This window comes from Bradyrhizobium tunisiense, assembly GCF_042263385.1.
In the GTDB taxonomy this organism is placed as follows: domain Bacteria; phylum Pseudomonadota; class Alphaproteobacteria; order Rhizobiales; family Xanthobacteraceae; genus Bradyrhizobium; species Bradyrhizobium tunisiense.
The window spans coordinates 192,449-213,518 of record NZ_JBHLEV010000007.1 but is presented as its reverse complement, the minus strand read 5'-3'; the positions used below and the strand labels follow the sequence as shown (position 1 = coordinate 213,518).

The window sequence follows — 21,070 nt, the reverse complement described above, 5'->3', positions numbered from 1 at the left end:
ACCGGTATCCACTTCGCTCGAAAACGCTCTAGTCACCGTACCCGCGCAGCCGCTCGATATCGAGGATGGTGATGCCGCCATATTCCAGCCGCAGCAGTCCCTCCTTCTCCAGCCGGTTCAGCGACCGGTTGGCGTTCTGGCGGGACATGCCGGAGAGCGCGCCGATTTCCTCCTGGGTGATCTCCAGATGCGCCGTCGATTCCGGATAGAGGATCGGGTTGTACAGCGAGGCGATGCTGCGGGCGAGGCGCGCGGTGGCATCCAGCGTGCGGTTGACCTCGAGCATGCCGATGAACTGGCCGAGCCGTTCGTTGAGCTGGCGCACCAGAAAGCGGTTGAAGCCGACGCTGTTCTCGAACAGCCACATGAAGGCACTGCGTTCCATCAGAGCGACGCGGCTGTCGCGTAGCGCGACCACGTCATAGCGGCGCGGCTCGTTCTTGAGCACGCTGCCCTCGCCGAACCAGGCCCCCGCCGTCAGCCCGGCAAGGCTGGTCTCCTTGCCGTCCCGCGAGACGCCGCCCATGCGGGCAAGGCCGCCCACCATGCCGGCCCAATAGGCAAAAATATCGCCGCGCATGAACACGGTCTCGCCGGTGCCGTATGACCGCTCGGTGATTCCGGCCCGCGCGACCTCGATCTCCGCTCGCGTGAGCTCGCGCGACCAGGCGGCGACGCGCTTCAGATGATCTTCTGAAATCATGATCTCGCCGCCAGCCGCACCGTTCCGTCGCTCCGCCTTCTGCTGCAATGCAGCATGATGATTTCGACCGCCATCCGACGAAAGATGAAGGCCACAGCCGCCCGGCAAACTTTGTCGCAGAATTGTCAGCCGGGAGACATTTCAAAATAGCGCTATCCCCTATTGAGGACCACCTCGGGCAATGCGGCTTTTGATCCCAAACGGGAACGAGAGTGGCGCGGGCTCCGGTCGAGACCATCTGCTGCATGGCCTCACCGGCACCACCGTACTAGGATCGCCCGGAAGGAACGGACGAAGAGCGCCACTGAAGTGCGCCATCACCGGGAGGGATTCGTTTGGTGGCTACCAGTCTTGAAGTGCGCGGCGTGTCCTTGCGGTTCGGCGGCGTCCGCGCGCTGACCGACGTCAGCTTCGCCATCAGGGAGGGTGAGCTGTTCTCGATCATCGGCCCCAACGGCGCCGGCAAGACCTCGATCGTGAACTGTATTTCCGGCCGCTACAAGCCGACCGAGGGCCATCTTTTCTACCAGGGCCGCGACATCACCGGCTTGACGCCGAATGCCCGCGCCTCGCTCGGCATCGGCCGCACCTTCCAGAACCTCGCGCTGTTCCACCACATGAGCGTGCTCGACAACATCATGGTCGGGCGTCATCACCTTCTGAAGAACAATTTCCTCACGGGCTCGCTGTACTGGCTCACCGGCGCGCGCAAGGAGGAGCTCGCGCACCGCCGCAAGGTCGAGGAGATCATCGACTTCCTCGATCTCCAGTCGGTGCGAAAAGCCACCGCCGGCACCCTCTCCTACGGCCTGCGCAAGCGCGTGGAGCTCGCCCGCGCCATGGCGCTGGAGCCGCGTCTCATCCTCCTCGACGAGCCGATGGCCGGCATGAACTTCGAGGAGAAGGAGGACATGGCCCGCTACATCGTCGACCTCAACGAGGAGTTCGGGATGACGGTGGTGATGATCGAGCACGACATGGGCGTGGTGATGGACATCTCCCATCGGGTCATGGTGCTGGATTTCGGCAAGAAGATCGCCGAGGGTGACCCGGCGACCGTGCTTGCCGATCCCCACGTCAGGCGCGCCTATCTCGGCGAGGAAGACGAGGTGCTGGTCGATCCCGACGACGCTCCGCCAGCGCAGGAGAGCGCGGCATGATGGATTACGCAGGCCGCGTCGCGAAGGCCGACACCTATCCGAAGATGCTCCGGCTCAACGCGAAGGAGCATGGCAACGAGATCGCATTGCGCGAGAAGGATCTCGGGCTCTGGCGGGTGTTCACCTGGAACGACTATCAGACCCGCGTGCGCGAGTTTGCACTCGGTCTTCTCGAAGTGGGCCTTGGCCGCGGCGACGTCATCGGCATCATCGGCGACAACCGGCCGGACTGGGTGGCAGCGGAAGTGGCGACACACGCCATTGGCGGCCTCAGCCTCGGACTTTATCGCGACGTGCTTGACGAGGAGGCCTCCTATCTCCTCAACTATGGCGAGGCGCAGCTCGTCTTCGCCGAGGATGAGGAGCAGGTCGACAAGCTCCTCACCCTCGCCGAGCGCGCGCCGAAGCTGAAGCACATCATCTATTCCGATCCGCGCGGAATGAGGAAATACGACGACCCGCGACTGATGTCCGCGGAGACGTTTGCCGAGCTCGGCCGGGCACGTGCCGCGCGGGAGCCGGAGCTTTACGATCGCCTAGTGGACGCGACCAAGGGCGAGGATGTCGCGATCCTCTGCACAACCTCAGGCACGACCTCGCATCCCAAGCTGGCGATGCTTGCGGCTGGCCGCGTGCTCGGCCATTGCGCCACCTATCTCGCCTTTGACCCGAAGGGCCCCGACGACGAATACGTCTCGGTGCTGCCCTTGCCCTGGATCATGGAACAGGTCTACGTGCTCGGCAAAGGCCTCCTGTGCCGGATGAAGATCAACTTCGTCGAAGAGCCGGACACCATGATGAACGATCTGCGCGAGATCGCGCCGACGTTCGTTCTGTTCGCGCCCCGCGTCTGGGAGTCGATCGCCGCGGACGTTCGCGCCAAGGTGATGGACGCGACGCCCCTAAAGCAGCGCATGTTCGATGTCGGCATGAAGTCGGGTCTGGCCGCGCTCGCGCAGGGCAAGCGCTCCGGTCTTGCCGACGCGATCCTGTTCCGCGCGCTGCGCGACCGCCTTGGCTTCACGCGCTTGCGCTCGGCGGCGACCGGCGGCGCCGCGCTCGGCCCAGAGACCTTCAAGTTTTTCCAGGCGATGGGCGTGCCGTTGCGCACGCTGTACGGCCAGACCGAGCTGCTGGGAGCCTATACGCTGCATCCCGAGGGCAAGGTCGATCCTGACACCACCGGCGTGCCGATGTCTGACAGCGTCGAGATCCGCATCGACAATGCCGACATCCACGGCGTCGGCGAGATCGTGGTGCGGCACCCCAACATGTTCCTTGGCTATTACAAGAACCCGGAAGCAAGCGTCGCCGACATCAAGGACGGCTGGATGTTGTCGGGAGACGCCGGCTATTTCAACGCGAACCAGCAGCTCGTCGTCATAGACCGAATCAAGGACCTCGCCGAGACCTCGCGCGGCGAACGCTTCTCGCCGCAATTCATCGAGAACAAGCTGAAATTCTCGCCCTATATCGCCGAAGCCGTGGTGCTCGGGGCTGGCCGCGATGCGCTCGCAGCAATGATCTGCATCCGCTACTCCATCATCTCCAAATGGGCGGAGAAGAACCGCCTCTCGTTCACGACCTACAGCGACCTCGCCTCGCGGCCCGAAGTCTATGCGCTGCTCCACAAGGAGGTCGAGACCGTCAACGCGACGCTGCCGCCGGCCCAGCGCATCTCGCGCTTCCTGCTGCTCTACAAGGAGCTCGACGCCGACGACGGCGAGCTCACCCGCACCAGAAAGGTGCGCCGCAGCGTCATCAACGAGAAATACGCCGGGATCATCGACGCCATCTACCGCGGCGATGCGGACATCCCCGTCGACACCGTGATCCGCTTCCAGGACGGCACCACGCAGCGCGTCCGCACGACGCTGCGCGTGGTGGATCTCGGCGGGCATGGGCACATGGCGGAGGCTGCGGAGTGAGCTCGCTTCCCGCCCAGCGCGCGATGCCGGATGATGCGCCCTCTGCCCTTGAGGGAGAGGGCCTCCCCGATGTCAGCCACACCCTCACTCGGGCGAGGGATCATCTCTCCGCATCGTCACTGCCGAAACACCCCCTCAGCCGTCTTCGCTTCGCGAAGCCACCCTCTCCCACAAGGGGAGAGGGGAAGAGCGCGCCGCATCTGTCCGCGAGCATCACATGAACACCGATTTCCTCATCCAGCTCCTGGTCAACGGCCTCGTGGTCGGCACGCTCTATGGCGTGGTCGCGATGTCGTTCGTGCTGATCTACAAGGCGACGCAGGTCGTCAATTTCGCGCAAGGCGAGCTGCTTCTGGTCGGTGCCTGGGTGTGCTGGGCCCTGCTGGCGAAGTACCAGGTGCCCTTCTGGATCGGCATGCCGATGACGCTGGTGTTCATGTTCGTGTTCGGCATCGCGATCCAGGTCCTGATCTTGCGTCCGATGATCGGCGAGCCCATCATTTCCGTGATCATGGTGACGATCGGCCTGTCGACCGTGCTCCAGGCGACGCTGAAATGGATGTTCGGCGTCAATCCGCAGCCGTTCCCGCGCGTGTTCGAGAGCCAGTCCGTCAGCCTGCTCGGCCTTCAGATCCAAACCGTCTATGTCATGAGCCTCGTGGTCTCCGTCGCCATGATGATCGGAATGGCCTGGTTCTTCCGCGCATCGAAATACGGCCTCGCAATGCGCGCCACGGCGTTCAACCAGCAGGTCGCGCAGTCGCTCGGCATTTCCGTGAAGAGCGTGTTCGCGATGGCCTGGGCAATCTCGGCGACCGTGTCCGCGGTGGCAGGCGTCGTCGTCGCGGTCGTGAACGGCGTTTCCTCGGGCCTTGCCGGCTACGGCATCAAGGTGTTTCCCGCTGCGATCCTCGGCGGGCTCGACTCCGTCGGCGGCGCCGTGCTCGGCGGCATCATCATCGGCTTGCTCGAGAATGTCGCGCAATATGTCGACAGCGAGTACCTGCACTGGGGCAATCTCTACGAGATCGCGCCGTTCTACGTCCTCATCATCGTGCTGATGATCAAGCCCTACGGCCTGTTCGGCACCCACGACATCGAGCGGATCTGACCCATGGCCGGCCCTGCCCTCATTCCTGCTGGTGATTTCCGTACCTCCTACGCGGCGGACACCACGATCTTCCCGACCACCACCAGCCGCAACTTCGCTATCGCGGGCGTGCTTCTGCTGTGCCTGGCGCCACAGTTCTTCAGCGGCTACTGGCTCAGCATCCTGATCCAGATCGGCATCTTCTCGATCGCGGCACTCGGTCTGAATATCCTCGTCGGCTTTACCGGCCAGATCTCGATCGGGCACGCGGCCTTCTTCCTGCTCGGCGCCTTCACCTCGGCCTACATCTCCAACAACGCGCCGATCCCGGTATTCTTCGCAATCCCGCTCGCCGGCGTCGTCACTGCGCTGGTCGGCCTGGTCTTCGGCATCCCGGCGGCGCGGCTGAAGGGGCTGTACCTCGTCATTGCGACGCTCGCCGCGCAATACATCCTGCTCGACTTTTTCTCCCGTGCCGAATGGTTTTCGGGCGGCTCGGTGCCGGCAAGCGCAAACCCGTTCTCGATCTTCGGCTACACGCTGCGCGGCGACAAACAATACTTCTACGTCGTGCTGGCCTATGTGCTGGCGAGCTATATCCTAGTCACCAATCTGATGCGCACCCGCGACGGCCGGGCGTTGGTGGCGATCCGCGACCATTATCTCTCCGCGGAGATCATGGGCATCAACCTCACCAAGTACCGCACGCTGTCGTTCGGCCTCGCCGCCTTCTTCGCCGGCATCGCGGGCGCGCTCTATGCGCACTACCAACTCGTGGTCTCCCAGGAAGGATTCGGCATCGAGCGCTCGATCCTGTTCCTCGCCATGATCATCATCGGCGGCACCGGCTCGATTATGGGCACGCTGATGGGCACCGCTTTCGTGGTGCTCCTGCCCGAGGGGATGGAGTTCATCAGCCACTATTTGAAGGGCGGCGTGATCGACAAGGCGCTGTCGCTCAACACCAACATCACCTTCCTACGCGAGATCGCGATCGGGGTGATCATCATCGCATTCCTGATGTTCGAGCCTGACGGGCTCGCGCATCGCTGGCGGCAGATCAAGGCATACTGGAAACTCTACCCGTTCTCGCATTGAGCGCGGGCAACTTCACTTAAACAATAAACAGGAGGAACCGACCCATGACGATGAAGTCCCTTTTGAGCACCGCATCGCTCGCCATCGCGATCGCCGCATTTTCGGCGGGCGCGCAGGCGCAGATCGCGATCGGGCACCTCGCCGACTATTCCGGCGGCACCTCCGATGTCGGCACGCCCTTTGGCCAGGCCGTCGCCGACACGTTCGCCTGGGTCAACAAGAACGGCGGCGTCGGCGGCAAGCAGCTCAACCTCGACACCAACGACTACGGCTATCAGGTGCCCCGCGCGATCGCGCTCTACAAGAAGTGGTCGGCGCCGGACAGCAAGGTCGCCGCGATCATGGGCTGGGGCACCGCCGACACCGAGGCGCTGACCGGCTTCCTCGCCCAGGACAAGATCCCCGACATGTCCGGCTCCTACGCCGCCGCCCTCACCGATCCCGGAGGCATCAGCGGCAAGGCCAAGCCCGCGCCCTACAATTTCTTCTATGGCCCGAGCTATTCGGACGCACTGCGCGCGATGCTGATGTGGGCCGCCGAGGACTGGAAGGCCAAGGGCAAGTCCGGCAAGCCGAAATTCGTGCATATGGGCGCCAACCATCCCTATCCGAACGCGCCGAAGGCTGCCGGTGAAGCGATGGCGCAGGAGCTCGGCTTCGAGGTGCTGCCGCCGCTGGTGTTCGCGCTCGCGCCGGGCGACTACAGCGCCCAGTGCTTGAGCCTGAAATCTTCGGGAGCCAACTACGCCTATCTCGGCAACACCGCCGCCTCCAACATCTCGGTTCTGAAGGCCTGCAAGACCGCCGGCGTCGAGATCCAGTTCATGGGCAATGTCTGGGGCATGGACGAGAACGCCGCCAAGACCGCAGGTGATGCCGCCAACGGCGTGATCTTCCCCTTGCGCACGGCGGTGAGCTGGGGCGGCGATGCGCCCGGCATGAAGACGTTGACGGAAATCTCGAAGATGTCCGACGCCAGCGGCAAGGTCTATCGCCCCGTGCACTACGTCGCGGCCGTCTGCTCGGCGCTCTACATGAAGGAGGCGATCGACTGGGCCGCCAAGAATGGCGGTGCCACCGGTGAGAACGTCGCCAAGGGCTTTTACCAGAAGAAGGATTGGGTGCCGGCTGGAATGGAAGGCGTCTGCAATCCCTCGACCTGGACCGACAAGGACCATCGCGGCACGATGAAGGTCGATCTCTATCGCACCAAGATCTCGGGCGCGACCGACGGCGACCTCAACGATCTCATGACCAAGGGCACGATCAAGCTCGAGAAGGTCAAGACCGTCGAGCTGCCGCGTAAGCCGGAATTGCTGGGCTGGTAACGCAAACTCAGACGTCATGGCCGGGCTTGTCCCGGCCATCCACGTCTGACCTCACGGCACTAAGTACGTTGATGCCCGGGACAAGCCCGGGCATGACGAGCGTAGCAAGGCTCCCCAATGACTGACACCCTCGAAGCATCTCGCGCCAAGACAACCGCCCTGGCGTCGGCCCCCCTCCTCGCCGTGCGCAACATCGAGGTCGTCTATGACGACGTCATCCTGGTGCTGCGCGGCCTCAGCCTCGACGTGCCCAAGGGCGCGATCGTGGCGCTGCTGGGCGCCAACGGCGCCGGCAAGTCGACGACGCTGAAGGCGATCTCCGGGCTGCTCAAGACCGAGGACGGCGAGGTCACGCGCGGCGAAATCGTGTTCGACAACGAGCGGATCGACGGCATCGACCCCGACAAGATCGTCCGCCGCGGCATCTTCCAGGTGATGGAGGGGCGGCGCATCGTCGCCGACATGACGTCACTGGAAAACCTCAAGCTGGGCGCCTTCACCCGCAGGGACCGCGGGGTCGACGCCGACCTCGACATGGTCTTCAATTATTTCCCGCGCCTGAAGGAGCGCACCGGGCTTGCCGGCTACCTCTCCGGCGGCGAGCAGCAGATGCTCGCGATCGGCCGTGCGCTGATGGCGCGCCCGAAGATGATCCTGATGGACGAGCCCTCCATGGGCCTGTCGCCACTGCTGGTGAAAGAGGTGTTCTCGATCATCCAGAAGATCAACCGCGACCTCGGCGTCACTATTCTCCTGGTCGAACAGAATGCGCGCGCCGCGCTGTCGGTCGCGAGCCACGGATACATCATGGAGCAGGGCAAGGTCGTGCTCGACGGCACCGCCGATGAGCTGCGCGACAACGAGGACGTCAAGGAATTTTACCTCGGAGGTGCGGGCGACCAGCGCAAGAGCTTCAAGAACCTCAAGAGCTTCAAGCGGCGCAAGCGCTGGCTTTAACTTTCAAGCACCTGCTCCGCTTCCGTGACTGCGCAGAGAACATGATAGAACGACGACGCGGGAATGGTGTCGATCAGCGACTTGCCGTCGCGATCGAACTGGTCGTACCAGCCACCCCTCACGGGATGGCTGAGATAATGCCGTTCGAGCCGCACCAGCGCCGCGCGCGCCTCGTCAGCCGCGCCCGCCTCGCCGGATTCGGCCTGTGCAATCCACGCCTTCGCGATTTCGGTCTGCGGCCAAAGCCGGCGCGTGCTGCGGCGAATGTTGCCGATGTCGTCCCCCTCGTCGATCAGGCAGCCGGTGGCCTCGTCGCGATAGCGCAGCGCGGTCGCCAGGAGTTCGGCACGCCGCTGCCCGGTCGGACATCCCGTGATGCGTTCGAAACCCTTCAGCAGCCAGACCCATTCCGCCTGGTGCCCCGGCTCGACGCTGACCGGTTCGATTTTCGACCAGTCCTCCTCGAAATACTCCGTCAGGATGCGCTTCTGCTTGTCGTAGAGATTGGCCAGGAACAGCGCGAAGAATTCGCCGGCACGGTTCTGGAACGAAAGATCGTGTGTCGCGTCGAAGCAGGCAATCATCGCCTCGAACAGATGCATGTGCGGGTTCTGCCGGCGCGGCAGCGACATCGGAAGGCCTTCGTGCACGCCCCCATGCGGCGAGCGGAGGCGGCCATCGAGAAAAGCCAGCAGCGCGTCGATCTCCGCACGAACCTGCGCGTCCTGGTCGAGCCCGTAGACGGTCGCGAGCGCGAACAGGATGAAGGCATGGTCGTAGGCATCGCGCCGGCCGTCGAGCACCGCGCCGTCCGGCGTCAGCCTGTGCACATAACCCGGCCTGCCGTCAGGCGCTTTGGCCTTGGCCAGCAAATGCTCCAGCCCCTTCAGCGCGGTTTCGCGCCCCTCGGGATACCAGCCCATCTGCGCGGCCTTGGCGTAGCACCAGATCTGGCGTGCCTGCACGAACACGCGCCGCGGCGCGGCCGTATCCGCAGTACCGTCGCGATGCAGCCGGTCGATGAAGCCGCCCGCGGAATGATCCCAGCCGACCGTCGACCACAGCGGCAGCGCCTCGTTGATCATGCGGCGCTTCAGGCGCGCGACCACGTCCGCAGCCTCATCCACCGCAATGTTTCCTACGTCCGCCATCGGGTCCCCTCTAGGCCTCGCCAATGGCGGTCTGATACCCATGCCGGTGGCGGTGCGCAACGGATGCCAACACGGAAAGAACAGCCATGACCGCCCATTACGACGCCCGCGAGACGCGTGAGCCAGCAGCGCGCGAGGTCGATCTGTTCTCCCGCCTGCCGGAGGTGCTGCGAGCCGCAATAGCCGCGCCGGCCTATGCCGAGCGGCTCAGGGGTGTCGATCCCGCCGCCGTGACCTCCAGAGCGGCACTGGCAGGCCTGCCGGTCTTGCGCAAGTCGGAACTGCCCGCTCTGCACAAGGCCTCTGCGCCCTTCGGAGGCTTCGTGGCGGCCGCGCCCGGCTCGTTTGCCCGTCTCTTCACCTCGCCCGGCCCGATCTTCGAGCCGGAGGGACGGCAGGCCGACCCCTGGCGCGGCGCAAGGGCGCTGTTCGCGGCCGGGTTCCGCCCCGATGACGTCGTCCTCAACACCTTCAGCTATCATCTCACCCCTGGCGGCTTCATCTTCGATGCGTCGGCGCGTGCGCTTGGCTGCGCGGTGATCCCGGCAGGGCCCGGAAATACCGAGCAACAGTTCGAGCTGATCGAGGCTTACCGCCCGGTTGGCTACAGCGGCACGCCGGACTTCCTGAAGATATTGCTCGATGCCGCGGCAAGCGCCGGCCGCGACGTCTCCTCGATCAAGCGCGCGCTGGTCTCGGGTGCCGCGTTCCCGCCCTCCCTCCAGGCCGAGATCAAGGCGCGCGGCATCGACGCCTACCAGGCTTTCGGCACCGCCGATCTCGGCCTCATCGCGTTCGAGACCGAGGCTCGTGAAGGCATGGTGGTCAACGAGGACCTGATCATGGAGATCGTCAAGCCCGGCACCGGCGATCCCGTGGCGCCCGGCGACGTCGGGGAGATCGTGGTGACCTCGCTCGACCCGCATCATCCCTGGATCCGGCTTGCTCTCGGCGACCTCACCGCGGCGTTGCCGGGCGCAAGTGCTTGCGGCCGCACCAACATGCGCATCAAGGGCTGGATGGGCCGCGCCGACCAGACCACCAAGGTCAAAGGCATGTTTGTCCGTCCCGAGCAGATCGCCGAGATCGGCAAGCGTCATTCCGCGCTCGGAAGACTACGTCTCGTCGTTACACGACAGGGAGAAACCGACGCAATGACGCTGAAGGCGGAAACTGCGACCGCCAACGACGCCCTGCGCGAAGAGGTCACAGCCAGCTTGCGCGCCGTGACGAAACTCGGTGGAAGCGTCGATCTGGTCGGTCCCGGCGCGCTGCCGAACGACGGCAAGGTGATCGCGGACGAGCGGTAGGCTCAATTCGATTTCGACAGTCGGCAATTGCCGAGATACAGCACGTCCAGGCCCGAGCAGAAATAGGTGTGGAGCGCCTCCAGCGGGGCGTTCACAGTCGGCTGCTCGTTGATGTTGAGGCTGGTGTTGATCAGAACCGGCAACGAGGTCGCCTTCGCGAATTCGCCGATCAGTCGGCTGTAGAGCGGGTTGCTGTCCGCATGGACGCTCTGGATGCGCGCGGTGTTGTCGACATGGACCACCGCGGGCATGGTCTCGGCGACCTTCTCATTGACCGGGAACGTCACCACCATGAAGGGCGCGTCGAAAGTGTCCTCGAAATATTCGGCCTGGCGCTCGTACAGCACCGACGGGCAGAACGGGCGGAATTCCTCGCGGTATTTGATGGTGAGGTTGATGCGGTCCTTCATGCCCGCATGCCTGGGATCGGCCAGGATCGAGCGGTTGCCGAGCGCGCGGGGACCGTACTCCATCCGGCCCTGGAACCAGCCCACCGTCTTCTGCTCGGTCAAATCGGTGACGCAGCGCGACACGGGATCGTCGAGCAGCTCGAACCGCGCCCCGATCTTGTCGAGCGTCTCCCGGATCGTGTCGTTGGAATAATCCGGTCCCCAATAAGCGTGGGTCAGCGGCGCGATCGCGTGGCCCGCCTCCGCGCATTTCATCATCGCGGCGCCGAGCGCCACGCCCGCATCGTGCGGCACAGGCGGAACGTAGAGACGCTTCACGGACGGCTCGGCCGCAATCTCCATGTTCATCTTGCAATTCAGGCCGACACCGCCGGCGATGCAGACGTCGCCGCAGCCGGTCTCGGCGATCGCGGAACGGATCACTTCGGTGGTGACGATCTCGAGCTGCTTCTGGCCGCTTGCGGCGATGTTGGTCAGCCGCGGATCGAGCGGCTGGCCGCGCAGTCGTCGCGGCCCCAAAATCTCCTCCATCTTCTCGGTGAAGATGCGCTCCTGCCGGGTCGAGAAATCGCTGGTGAAAATCTCGGCGTCGCGCCTGCGCTTGTCGAGATCGGGATCGAGCTCGTAGTTGATGCCGTTCGGCCGCAGGAGCTTGGCAAACTTGTCGAGGTATTCAGGGCTGCCATAGGAAGACAGGCCCATCACCTTGTACTCGTCGTTGGTCATCTGATAGCCGAGATACTGCGTCAGCATCCCGTAATAGAGCCCGAGGCTGTTGTTGCGGGCGAACCGCGTCAGCACGCGGAAGTCGTTGCCGCGCGCATGGGCGACGAGGCCCGAGCTGGAATCGCCCGAGAAGTCGAAGCAGGCAACGGTCGCCTCCGAGAAACCGGAGCCGTAGAACGAGCTCGCGGCATGACAGAGGTGATGGTCGTAGAGTTCGATCTTAGGGCTGTGGCCGAACTGATAGTTGAAATATTCGGTGAGACGCTGGGTGTAGTTGGTGTAGGTCTTCAGCGGCGAGCAGATCCAATCGACCTCACGCATGGTAATGCCGGCCTGCTTCAGGCAGAAGCCGATCGCGCCACGCGGCAGTTCGCCACGTGCATGCTTCGCCAGCGTGAAACGCTCCTCCTCCGCGGCAGCGATCAACTCTCCGTCGCGCAATAACACCGCCGCACCATCATGGTGCCCGTGCTTGATCCCAGAGCTGATTCCGATCACATACATGTCGCCGAGCCCCCTTGCGGAGCCTTCTATAGAAACCTCCGCCAAAGTAAATCGGCCACCCCGTGGCCGGAGCGCTCGATGGCCGCCATTTGGGCGCGATGCCCCGGGGCCAGGAACCTTGCATCGTCCCTGCCGCTCCCGTATTACGAACTCGGCTGCGATATGGCCTGGAATTGGCCCTTCCTGGACCCCAAAACGTGCTTGAACGAACCCTCGTCACCATCTCCGAGACCGAGACAATTGAGGAAGCTTTCCGGCGCCTCAATGCAAATATGCTCGGCATCCTGTTCGCGCAGGACGCGAGCGGACGAATTGTCGGCGCGGTGACGGACGGCGACATCCGCAGGCGCATGCTGGCCGGCACAACGATCCAGGACCGGGTTGCGACCTGCATCAATCGCAACTTCGTCTGGGCACGTACCGGCGGTCCGCGCGAACAGATCCTCAAATTGCTCGACCAACGCGTGCACGTGGTGCCGATCCTGGATGGCGAGGGACGACTCGTCGACGTGTTCAGCCGCGAGCTGTTCAATCTGTCCGAAGAGAGCGAGGTGTTCGCGCGCGCGCGCTCGCCGGTGCGGATCAGCTTCTCCGGCGGCGGCACCGACCTGACACACTATTTCGTGGAGAACGATGGCGGCGCGGTCATCAATGCCACGATCAAGATGTACGCTCACGCCACGTTGCGGCGCCGGAACGATTCAAGCATCCGGATCTATTCACACGATTTTCGTCGTACGATCGAGGCCAACAATCTCGCAGAACTCGGAACGGACGGAGACCTTGCGCTGATCAAGTCCGTCGTGCGCCTGATCAAGCCGACCTATGGATTCGAGCTCGAGGTCTCCGCCGACTTCCCGGTCGGCTCCGGCCTCGGCGGCTCTGCGGTGGTCACCTCTGCCATCATCGGCTGCTTCAACGAATTCCGCGGCGACCAGTGGGACCGCCACGAGATCGCGGAGATGGCGTTCCAGGCCGAGCGGCTGATGCTCAACATCCCCGGCGGCTGGCAGGATCAATACGCCACCGTGTTCGGCGGCTTCAATCACATGGAGTTCTTCTCCGACCAGAATACCATCGTGCCGCTGCGTCTCGACCCCAATATCATCGCCGAGCTCGAGGAGAGCCTGGTGCTCTGCTACACGGGCTCCGGCCGCGATTCCGGCGCCATCCACCGCGACCAGAAGGCTCAGCACGAGACCCGCGACGCGGTCGCCGCCGCTGCCAAGCAGAAGGAAGTGACGCGCGACATCCGGCGGCATCTCCTGCGCGGCCAGCTCCTTGAATGCGGCCGACTGATCGACGAGGCCTGGCACGCCAAGCGGAAGCTGAGCTCGAAGATCTCTTCGGACGCGATCGATGCGATCTACGATTTCGCCAAGCAGCATGGCGCGGTCGGCGGCAAGCTGCTGGGCGCCGGCGGGGGCGGCTATTTCATGTTCTTCGTACGGCCGTTCGAACGCTACCAGCTCATCGCTGCGCTGGAACAACAGGGGCATGGCTGCTCGCGCATCATGTTCGAAGAGAACGGGCTGCGAACGTGGAAGTCGCGCTTTCCCGCGCGATTGGCCTGACGATATGAGACGAGAATGTTGATGACATCGCCCAAACAGCCCTCTCAGGTCCGCATCGGCAACCATCTTCTGGGCAACGGCGAACCCTGCTACGTCATTGCCGAGATCGGCAACAACCACAATGGCGACTTCGATCGCGCCATTGCCCTGGTCGATGCCGCGGTCACGGCCGGGGCCGATTGCGCCAAGTTCCAGATGCGGAAGCTGGACGAGGTCTACCGTGCGTCGAGCCTCTCGGGCAAGGACGACGACCTCGCAGTCGAGTATACGCTCGACCTGTTGCGCCGTTTCGAGCTTCCGACCGCGCAGCAAAAGAAAATCGCCGAGTACTGCGCGGCGAAGGGCATCCAGTATCTCTGCACGCCCTGGGACGCGAGCAGCGTCGCCGTGCTCGAAGGCTTCGGCGTGCAAGCCTACAAGGTAGCCTCCGCCGACCTTACCAACCTGCCGCTGCTCGCGCGCCTCGCCGCCACCGGCAAGACGCTGATCGTCTCGACCGGCATGAGCACGACGGACGAGATCAAGGCCGCGGCGAAGTTCCTCGACGACCGCAACGCTAGCTACGTGCTCCTGCATTGCCAAAGCACCTATCCGGCCGCGCTCCACAACATCCATCTCCGCTTCATGGAAACGTTGCGCGAGATCCATCCGGTCGTCGGCTATTCGGGCCACGAGCGCGGCATTGCCGTTTCAACGGCCGCCGTCGCGCTCGGCGCCGTCGTCATCGAACGCCACATCACCCTCGACCGGGAGATGGAAGGCCCGGACCATGCCGCGAGCCTGGAGCCGGAGGAATTCAGATCGCTGGTCTCCGGCATCCGCGAGGTGGAGGCGGCGCGCGGCGAGAAACTGGCCGAGCGCGCGCTGAGCCAGGGCGAGTTGATCAACCGCGAGAACCTCGCCAAGAGCCTGGTGGCCGCGCGCGATCTTTCGGCCGGCACCGTGATCTCCGAAGCCGACATCGCGGTGAAGAGCCCGGGACAGGGGCTCTCGCCGCTGAAGATGCCGGCGCTGCTCGGCCGCAAGCTGGCGCGGAGCATGGGGGCCGACGACTATTTCTTCCAGAGCGATCTCGATGAAGGCACCGCGAAAGCACGGCGATACCGCTTCGACCGCCCCTGGGGTGTGCCGGTCCGCTATCACGACACCGAGCGCTTCCTGGAGATCTGCGAGCCCGACATCATCGAGTTCCATCTCAGCTACAGCGACATGGAGCGCGATCCCGCAGCGTATCTGTCCGGCACCTACGATCTCGGCTTCGTCGTGCATGCGCCGGAGCTGTTTGCCGGCTCCAAGCTGATGGACCTCGCAACGCCGGACGAGGCCCTGCGGCGCTATTCGCTGGAGCAGACACAGGCCGTGATCGACATTACCCGCGGCCTGAAGAAGTACTTTCCCAAGACCAAGCGCCCGCCCATCGTCGCCAATATCGGCGGCTTCACCATGGACGAGCCGCTGCCGCCGGAGGAGAAAGCCGAGCGCTACCGCATCTTCGCGCAGAGCTTGACCGAGCTCGACATGGACGGCGTCGAGCTGACGCCGCAGACCATGGCGCCGTTCCCCTGGCATTTCGGCGGTCAGCGCCACCAGAACATCTTCATCTTCCCGGAGGAATCGGCCGCGTTCTGCGCCAAGCACGATTTGCGGATGTGCGTCGATATCTCCCACACGAAGCTAGCTGCCAATCATTTCGGCTTCGATCTCGCGCAAGGGCTCGCCCAGCTCGGCCCGCACACCGCGCATCTGCATTTCGGCGACGCCAAGGGACTCGACGGCGAAGGACTTCAGATCGGCGAAGGCGAGATCGATTTCAACGAGATCGGACAGGTGCTCCGCCGGCATGCGCCGACGGCGTCGTTCATTCCCGAGATTTGGCAGGGCCACAAGAACATGGGCGAAGGCTTCTGGACCGCGCTCGAGCGTCTCGAGGGGCACATCTGATGGCGCGCAAGACGCTGGCCGTGATCGCCGCGCGCGGCGGCTCCAAGGGCATCCCGCACAAGAACCTGCTCGATCTCTGTGGCAAACCGCTGATCGCGTGGACGGTCGAGCAGGCGCGCGCCGCCCGCGGCGTCGATGTGGTGGCCGTGTCTTCGGACAGCGATCAGATTCTCGCCGCGGCCGAGGCCGCCGGCGCCGTCGGCGTGCGGCGTCCGGACGACATTTCGGGCGACCTCGCCTCCTCCGAATCCGCTTGGCTACATGCGCTCGATGCGATCGACGAGCGGATGGGACGGTTCGAGCGGATCGTCGCACTCCAGGCCACCTCGCCGATCCGCGAACCCGGCGACATCGAGAGCGCGCTTGCGGCCTTCGATCGCGACCATCTCGACAGCCTGCTCTCGGTCTGCGAGGTCGAGGATTATTTCAACTGGCGGATCGGCCAAAACGGACCGGAGCCGATCAACTACGATTTTCGCAATCGCCGCATGCGGCAGCAGATCGAGAAGCGCTATTTGGAGAACGGCTCGTTCTACGTCCTGATCCCATCCCTCCTGCGCGAGCAGAACAATCGTCTCGGCGGCAAGATCGGCTTCCATATGATGGAGCGTCACAAGATGTTCCAGATCGACCGCCCCGAGGACGTCAAGCTTTGCGCCGCCATCATGCGAAGTTACGGCTATGCCTGACCTCAGCGCCTTCTCGCTCAAAGGCAAGATCGCGGTAGTCACCGGCGCCTCGCGGGGGATTGGCGCGGCCATTGCGACCGGCCTGCAAGACGCGGGCGCCATGGTGTTCGGCCTCAGCCGCTCCGGGACCGCGCCGCAGGACGTGACCCCGATTGCCTGCGACCTCTCCGACGACAAGGCGATCGAAAACGCATTCGGCATGATCGCGGCGCAAGGCAGGCATATCGACACGCTGGTCAACGCCGCCGGCATCAGCCTCCCCGCACAAGGCGATGAAAGCGAGCTTGCGCGCTTTCGCGACACGGTCGCGACCGATCTCACCGGCGTCTACGCCACCATCCTCGCCGCGTATCCGCTCTTGAAGAAGGCGGGCTCGGCTGCGATCGTTAACGTCACCAGCATCAATTCGATCCGGGGCTTTCCCGGCAACCCCGGCTACGTGGCGGCGAAGGCGGGTCTTGCGGGGCTGACGCGCGCGCTCGCCGCCGACTACGCGCCCGACGGCATCCGCGTCAACGCGCTTGCGCCGGGCTACGTCGCGACAGAGATGACCGCGAAGAGTTTTGCCGATCCGGTCATGCACGAAGACAGGCGACGCCACACCATGCTCGGCCGGTGGGGACAGCCCGCCGACATGGTGGGAGCGGCGATCTTCCTGGCATCGGACGCCTCCGCCTATGTGACCGGCCAGGAGATCTTCGTCGACGGCGGCTGGATCGCCAAAGGTCTCGCCATCAGCTCGGATACCAAATCGTGACCGCAACGCTGCAACGCATCGGCTTCATGCAGGGACGGCTCTCGGCTCTGGTCGACGGCAAGATCCAGGCATTCCCCTGGGACGAGTGGCGGGAGGAATTCGCTCGCGCGAAGGCGCTCGGCCTGACGCGGATGGAATGGACCATCGATCAGGAACGGTTGCGCGAGAACCCGCTGGCGACCGAGCCGGGGCAGCAGGAGATTCTGGCCTTGTCGCGCGAGAACGGCGTGCGCATCCCGAGCCTGACCGGCGACTGCTTCATGCAGGCGCCGTTCTGGAAGGTCGATGCCGTCGTGCGCGACGCGCTCGTCGCCGACCTCGATCTCCTGATCGCCGCCTGTAGCCGCGTTGGCATCGAGTTCGTCGTGATCCCGCTGGTCGACAACGGCAAGATCGAGCGCAAGAGCGAGAGCGATACGCTGAAGCGCGTGCTGCTTGCCCGCTCCGAGCTGCTGGCGAGACGAAACGTCAAAATCGTCTTCGAATCCGATCTGCCGCCGGACGAGCTTGCCCGGTTCGTGGAGGCATTTCCGGCCGAGACCTTCGGCATCAATTACGACAGCGGCAACAGCGCCTCGCTCGGCTACGACAGCGACGAGGAGATCGCCGCCTATGCACGCCGCATTCTCAATGTACACGTGAAGGACCGCATCCGCGGCGGCACCACCGTGCCGCTCGGCACCGGCAATGCGGACCTTGCCAAGACGATCCGGCTGATCGAGCGCTCCGGCTACAAGGGCCAATACATCCTGCAGACGGCCCGGGCATCCGACGGCGACCATGCCGGCGCGCTGGCACGATATCGCGACATGACGGTCGGCTGGATCGAGGACGCAGCGCGATGAGGCTCGAGCTGAACGATCGCGTTGCGCTCGTCACCGGCGCCAGCCGCGGCATCGGACTTGCGATCGCGAGGACGCTCGCGGCGGAAGGTGCCAATGTCGCGCTCGCGGCGCGTGGCGCCGACGCGGTGAACGCTGCGCGCGCAACGATCGGCATCAACGCGTCTGCCCACATCGCAGACGTAACCGATCCGGCCGCGGCGAAAGCACTGGTCGAAAGCGTCGACAAGCAATGGGGTCGGCTCGATATCCTGGTCTGCAATGTCGGCAGCGGCGCCTCCGTCCCGCCGGGCATGGAAACTGCGGCGGAATGGTCGCGGATCATCGACCTGAATCTGTTCGCTGCGACCAACATGATCGAAGCGGCGCGGCCGCTGATGGGCCAAGGCAGCGGCGACCGGGCCATCGTCTGCATCTCCTCGATCGCAGGGATGGCGGCGCTTGGTGCACCCGTCACCTACTATGCCGCCAAAGCCGCGCTGAATGCGACCGTGCGTGGCCTGGCGCGGCCGCTCGCGCTCGATGGTATCCGCCTCAATGCGGTCGCCCCCGGAAATATCCTGGCTGCGGACGGCACCTGGGCGCGCAAGATCGCCGAAAACAAGCAGGCGGTCGATGACATGCTCCAGCGCGAGGTGGCGCTGCGCCGGCTCGGCACGCCCGAGGAGATCGCCGATATCGTCGCCTTCCTTGCTTCGCCCCGCGCCGCCTTCATCACCGGCAGCGTGATGGTAGCCGATGGCGGCCAGCTCAGAAGCTGAACAGGAGCCTTCGATGGCAAACCCCTCCTCCCGCTACGACCTGACCGGACGGACCGCGCTCGTGACCGGCGCCGGCGGCCTGTTGGGCAGGCAGCACGTCGCAGCGCTCAGCGAAGCCGGCGCGCGCGTGGTCGTCACCGACGTCAAACTGGCGCAGGCCGAAGCTGCAGTCGCGGCGCTGAAGCAGTCTGCGCCTTCAGCCGATCTGATCGCGCTCGAGATCGACGTCACCTCGCTCGAATCGGTGCGCGCCGCAAACGATCAGCTTGCCGGCCGTGGCATCAAGGTCGACATCCTCGTCAACAACGCCGCGATCGACCCGAAGGTGACGTCGAGCCCGGGAATCATGCACTCCTCGCGCTTCGAGGCGTTCCCGGTGCCGCAATGGCAGACCGAAATCGCCGTTGGCCTGACCGGTGCGATGCTGTGTGCGCAGGTGTTCGGCGGCGAGATGGCCAAACGCCGTCGCGGCGCGATCCTCAACATCGCCTCCGATCTCGGCGTGATTGCACCGGACCAGCGGCTGTACCGTCAGCCGCAGGTGACGCGCGAAGAAGAACAGCCGGTGAAGCCGGTGACTTATTCGGTGATCAAGCACGGCCTGATCGGCCTGACGAAATATCTGGCGACCTACTGGGCCGATCATGGCGTGCGCGTCAACGCGATCTCGCCGGGTGGCGTCTTCAACAACCAGGATCCGGCTTTCGTCGAACGACTGACGCGCCTGATCCCCATGGGCCGCATGGCCGATGTCGACGAATACCGCGCGGCTGTGCAGTTCCTCTGCTCGGACGCATCGAGCTACATGACGGGACAGAATCTGGTCATGGATGGTGGGCGGAGCGTCTGGTAGCAGCACGCAGAGCTCGCATGCGGACGGCGAGGCCGCGCGCCACCTCCTCGCGCTGATCCTCAAGCAGCCCCAGCCTCAGCCGCTGTCGGCTTTCCCGTCATTCTTGCCTTCCAGCAATTTCCCAAGTCCTTCACTCGCCACGAACACGAGCCCCGCCAGTCCAGGGATGATGAGCCGCGTCTCGGAAAAATCCGCGATGAAAAAGACGAGCCCGACATGAACCAGACACGCCGAACCGACCACGGCGATCGTTCGGGTCAACGCAAGCGTCCTCACGATCGCGATCGCGAGTACGGGACTTGCGATCGCGACCACGAGTTTCATGGTCTGCAGATTTCCAACCAGCTTGCTGAAGTCGCCATTCGTGACCAGGAACGATTTGTAGTCCGTTCCGGGATGCATCCAGATCAGCGCCTTCGGCACGGCCAGTGAGATACCGATCAGCAGCCCGAACACAGCCCATTCCTTCAGGGTCGGCCATCGCCGCTCGAAAGCTGCAAGGCTCAGAAGCGAGAACGCTGAAGCGAACACGACGTCGGTCCGCCCGAAGCTGATGATCAGTCCTGAAATGATCGCGGCGGGATATCGCCGCGACGTCAGCAGAAAGAGCTGCCATAACAACCCGCCCGCGATGAACACGGGACCCATGCGCCCCGGATAGATCGCGATCTGCGTGTAGAACGCAAAGGTGAGCAGGCAGAGCCATGTCGCAGTCGGCGAGAGAAGCAGCGTCGCCAACGCAAATACGGCGAGGAACGACAGGGAATCGAACAGGTAGTTGGCGACGATATGGGTGTAGAAGGTCGAGCCCCCGTGCGTGCGATCGTCGCCGAGTATCTGGACGTAGGCCTCGGTAATCTTGGCGAACAACGGCCGCATGACGCCCTCGACAGCGTCAGTATGGGCAAACTCGCGCTCGCGATCGAGACTGAACTGCAGTTGCTCGCGAAGCAAGTTGGCTTCGTGTGCAGTGATGGACAGCGCAAGGCAGCAACTGACGAGCAGTCCCAGCGTGACCGGATTGAAGAAGCTTCTTCTCACCTTGAACAGGAGCAGCAGCGGAACGAGTGCGACGGCCACGTAGAAGGCTATTCCGGCATACCGCAGCAGACCCGGGAGATACCTGTCGGATATATTTACCCAGTACCAGGCAATGACCAGAATGTTCGAGACAATCCAGAACCCGAGTACCAGGCCGAGAGATGGTGTCTTCACGACCGCCTCAGAAGTCCAAAATCGTCCAAGTGCGCCACTTGATGACAGCATCACCCTCGCCCCGAAAATTGGC

General features: G+C 64.1%; 18 protein-coding genes. 14 read left to right on the top strand and 4 right to left on the bottom strand.

What is annotated here, in order from left to right:
* Positions 1 to 28 precede the first annotated feature (28 nt).
* Positions 29 to 703 carry a Crp/Fnr family transcriptional regulator gene (locus ACFDR6_RS27400; protein WP_317243281.1) on the bottom strand — a complete coding sequence of 225 codons (675 nt, stop codon included), beginning with the start codon at positions 701 to 703 and terminating at the stop codon, positions 29 to 31.
* Positions 704 to 1,041: 338 nt separating this feature from the next.
* On the opposite strand from ACFDR6_RS27400, the gene ACFDR6_RS27395 reads away from it, so the two are divergent.
* The 6 genes from ACFDR6_RS27395 (at position 1,042) to ACFDR6_RS27370 (ending at position 8,264) form a co-directional block, all read left to right on the top strand.
* Positions 1,042 to 1,863, top strand: coding sequence for an ABC transporter ATP-binding protein (locus ACFDR6_RS27395; protein WP_212091335.1), 822 nt, complete (start codon positions 1,042 to 1,044; stop codon positions 1,861 to 1,863).
* On the top strand, positions 1,860 to 3,791 hold the full coding sequence (locus ACFDR6_RS27390) for a long-chain fatty acid--CoA ligase (protein ID WP_317243280.1): 1,932 nt from the start codon (positions 1,860 to 1,862) through the stop codon (positions 3,789 to 3,791). The genes ACFDR6_RS27395 and ACFDR6_RS27390 overlap by 4 nt, the downstream gene beginning before the upstream one ends.
* Before the next feature lie 217 nt (positions 3,792 to 4,008).
* Entirely contained in the window at positions 4,009 to 4,902 is an 894-nt protein-coding gene (locus ACFDR6_RS27385; protein ID WP_212091329.1) for a branched-chain amino acid ABC transporter permease, read from the top strand.
* A gap of 3 nt (positions 4,903 to 4,905) precedes the next feature.
* Positions 4,906 to 5,979 carry a branched-chain amino acid ABC transporter permease gene (locus ACFDR6_RS27380; RefSeq protein WP_212091326.1) on the top strand — a complete coding sequence of 358 codons (1,074 nt, stop codon included), beginning with the start codon at positions 4,906 to 4,908 and terminating at the stop codon, positions 5,977 to 5,979.
* A gap of 44 nt (positions 5,980 to 6,023) precedes the next feature.
* Entirely contained in the window at positions 6,024 to 7,307 is a 1,284-nt protein-coding gene (locus ACFDR6_RS27375) for an ABC transporter substrate-binding protein (protein WP_375860181.1), read from the top strand.
* A 117-nt stretch (positions 7,308 to 7,424) separates the two neighbouring features.
* Positions 7,425 to 8,264, top strand: coding sequence for an ABC transporter ATP-binding protein (locus tag ACFDR6_RS27370; RefSeq protein ID WP_375860179.1), 840 nt, complete (start codon positions 7,425 to 7,427; stop codon positions 8,262 to 8,264).
* On the opposite strand, the gene ACFDR6_RS27365 is transcribed toward ACFDR6_RS27370, so the two are convergent.
* Positions 8,261 to 9,415 (bottom strand): AGE family epimerase/isomerase, encoded by a 1,155-nt coding sequence (locus ACFDR6_RS27365; protein ID WP_212091317.1) that lies wholly within the window; start codon positions 9,413 to 9,415, stop codon positions 8,261 to 8,263. The genes ACFDR6_RS27370 and ACFDR6_RS27365 overlap by 4 nt on opposite strands.
* Positions 9,416 to 9,501: 86 nt before the next feature.
* Here ACFDR6_RS27365 and ACFDR6_RS27360 point away from each other — a divergent pair, with 86 nt between their 5' ends.
* A complete protein-coding gene (locus ACFDR6_RS27360; protein ID WP_375860177.1) occupies positions 9,502 to 10,725 on the top strand; it encodes a phenylacetate--CoA ligase family protein in 1,224 nt (407 codons plus the stop codon).
* Positions 10,726 to 10,727: 2 nt separating this feature from the next.
* Here the strand turns inward: ACFDR6_RS27360 and ACFDR6_RS27355 are convergent, their stop codons facing one another.
* Positions 10,728 to 12,365, bottom strand: a complete 1,638-nt coding sequence (locus ACFDR6_RS27355; RefSeq protein ID WP_375860176.1) for a carbamoyltransferase family protein — start codon at positions 12,363 to 12,365, stop codon at positions 10,728 to 10,730.
* A 197-nt stretch (positions 12,366 to 12,562) separates the two neighbouring features.
* Here ACFDR6_RS27355 and ACFDR6_RS27350 point away from each other — a divergent pair, with 197 nt between their 5' ends.
* Genes ACFDR6_RS27350 through ACFDR6_RS27320 form a run of 7 tightly spaced genes read left to right on the top strand, consistent with a single transcriptional unit; the run spans position 12,563 to position 19,782 of the window.
* Positions 12,563 to 13,939 (top strand): GHMP family kinase ATP-binding protein, encoded by a 1,377-nt coding sequence (locus ACFDR6_RS27350; protein ID WP_212091308.1) that lies wholly within the window; start codon positions 12,563 to 12,565, stop codon positions 13,937 to 13,939.
* A gap of 21 nt (positions 13,940 to 13,960) precedes the next feature.
* The gene (locus ACFDR6_RS27345; protein ID WP_317243277.1) at positions 13,961 to 15,880 is read left to right on the top strand and encodes an N-acetylneuraminate synthase family protein; all 1,920 of its coding nucleotides are present in this window, start codon (positions 13,961 to 13,963) and stop codon (positions 15,878 to 15,880) included.
* Positions 15,880 to 16,569, top strand: coding sequence for an acylneuraminate cytidylyltransferase family protein (locus ACFDR6_RS27340; RefSeq protein WP_317243276.1), 690 nt, complete (start codon positions 15,880 to 15,882; stop codon positions 16,567 to 16,569). The genes ACFDR6_RS27345 and ACFDR6_RS27340 overlap by 1 nt, the downstream gene beginning before the upstream one ends.
* Entirely contained in the window at positions 16,562 to 17,326 is a 765-nt protein-coding gene (locus ACFDR6_RS27335; RefSeq protein WP_317243275.1) for an SDR family oxidoreductase, read from the top strand. The genes ACFDR6_RS27340 and ACFDR6_RS27335 overlap by 8 nt, the downstream gene beginning before the upstream one ends.
* A complete protein-coding gene (locus ACFDR6_RS27330) occupies positions 17,323 to 18,171 on the top strand; it encodes a sugar phosphate isomerase/epimerase family protein (RefSeq protein ID WP_375860174.1) in 849 nt (282 codons plus the stop codon). Before ACFDR6_RS27335 ends, ACFDR6_RS27330 begins: the two co-directional genes overlap by 4 nt.
* Positions 18,168 to 18,929: an SDR family NAD(P)-dependent oxidoreductase gene (locus ACFDR6_RS27325; protein ID WP_375860172.1), complete on the top strand. Its 762-nt coding sequence runs from the start codon at positions 18,168 to 18,170 to the stop codon at positions 18,927 to 18,929. The genes ACFDR6_RS27330 and ACFDR6_RS27325 overlap by 4 nt, the downstream gene beginning before the upstream one ends.
* A gap of 13 nt (positions 18,930 to 18,942) precedes the next feature.
* On the top strand, positions 18,943 to 19,782 hold the full coding sequence (locus tag ACFDR6_RS27320) for an SDR family oxidoreductase (RefSeq protein WP_375860171.1): 840 nt from the start codon (positions 18,943 to 18,945) through the stop codon (positions 19,780 to 19,782).
* A 75-nt stretch (positions 19,783 to 19,857) separates the two neighbouring features.
* Here the strand turns inward: ACFDR6_RS27320 and ACFDR6_RS27315 are convergent, their stop codons facing one another.
* The gene (locus ACFDR6_RS27315) at positions 19,858 to 20,997 is read right to left on the bottom strand and encodes a hypothetical protein (protein WP_317243271.1); all 1,140 of its coding nucleotides are present in this window, start codon (positions 20,995 to 20,997) and stop codon (positions 19,858 to 19,860) included.
* Between the last annotated feature and the right edge of the window lie 73 nt (positions 20,998 to 21,070).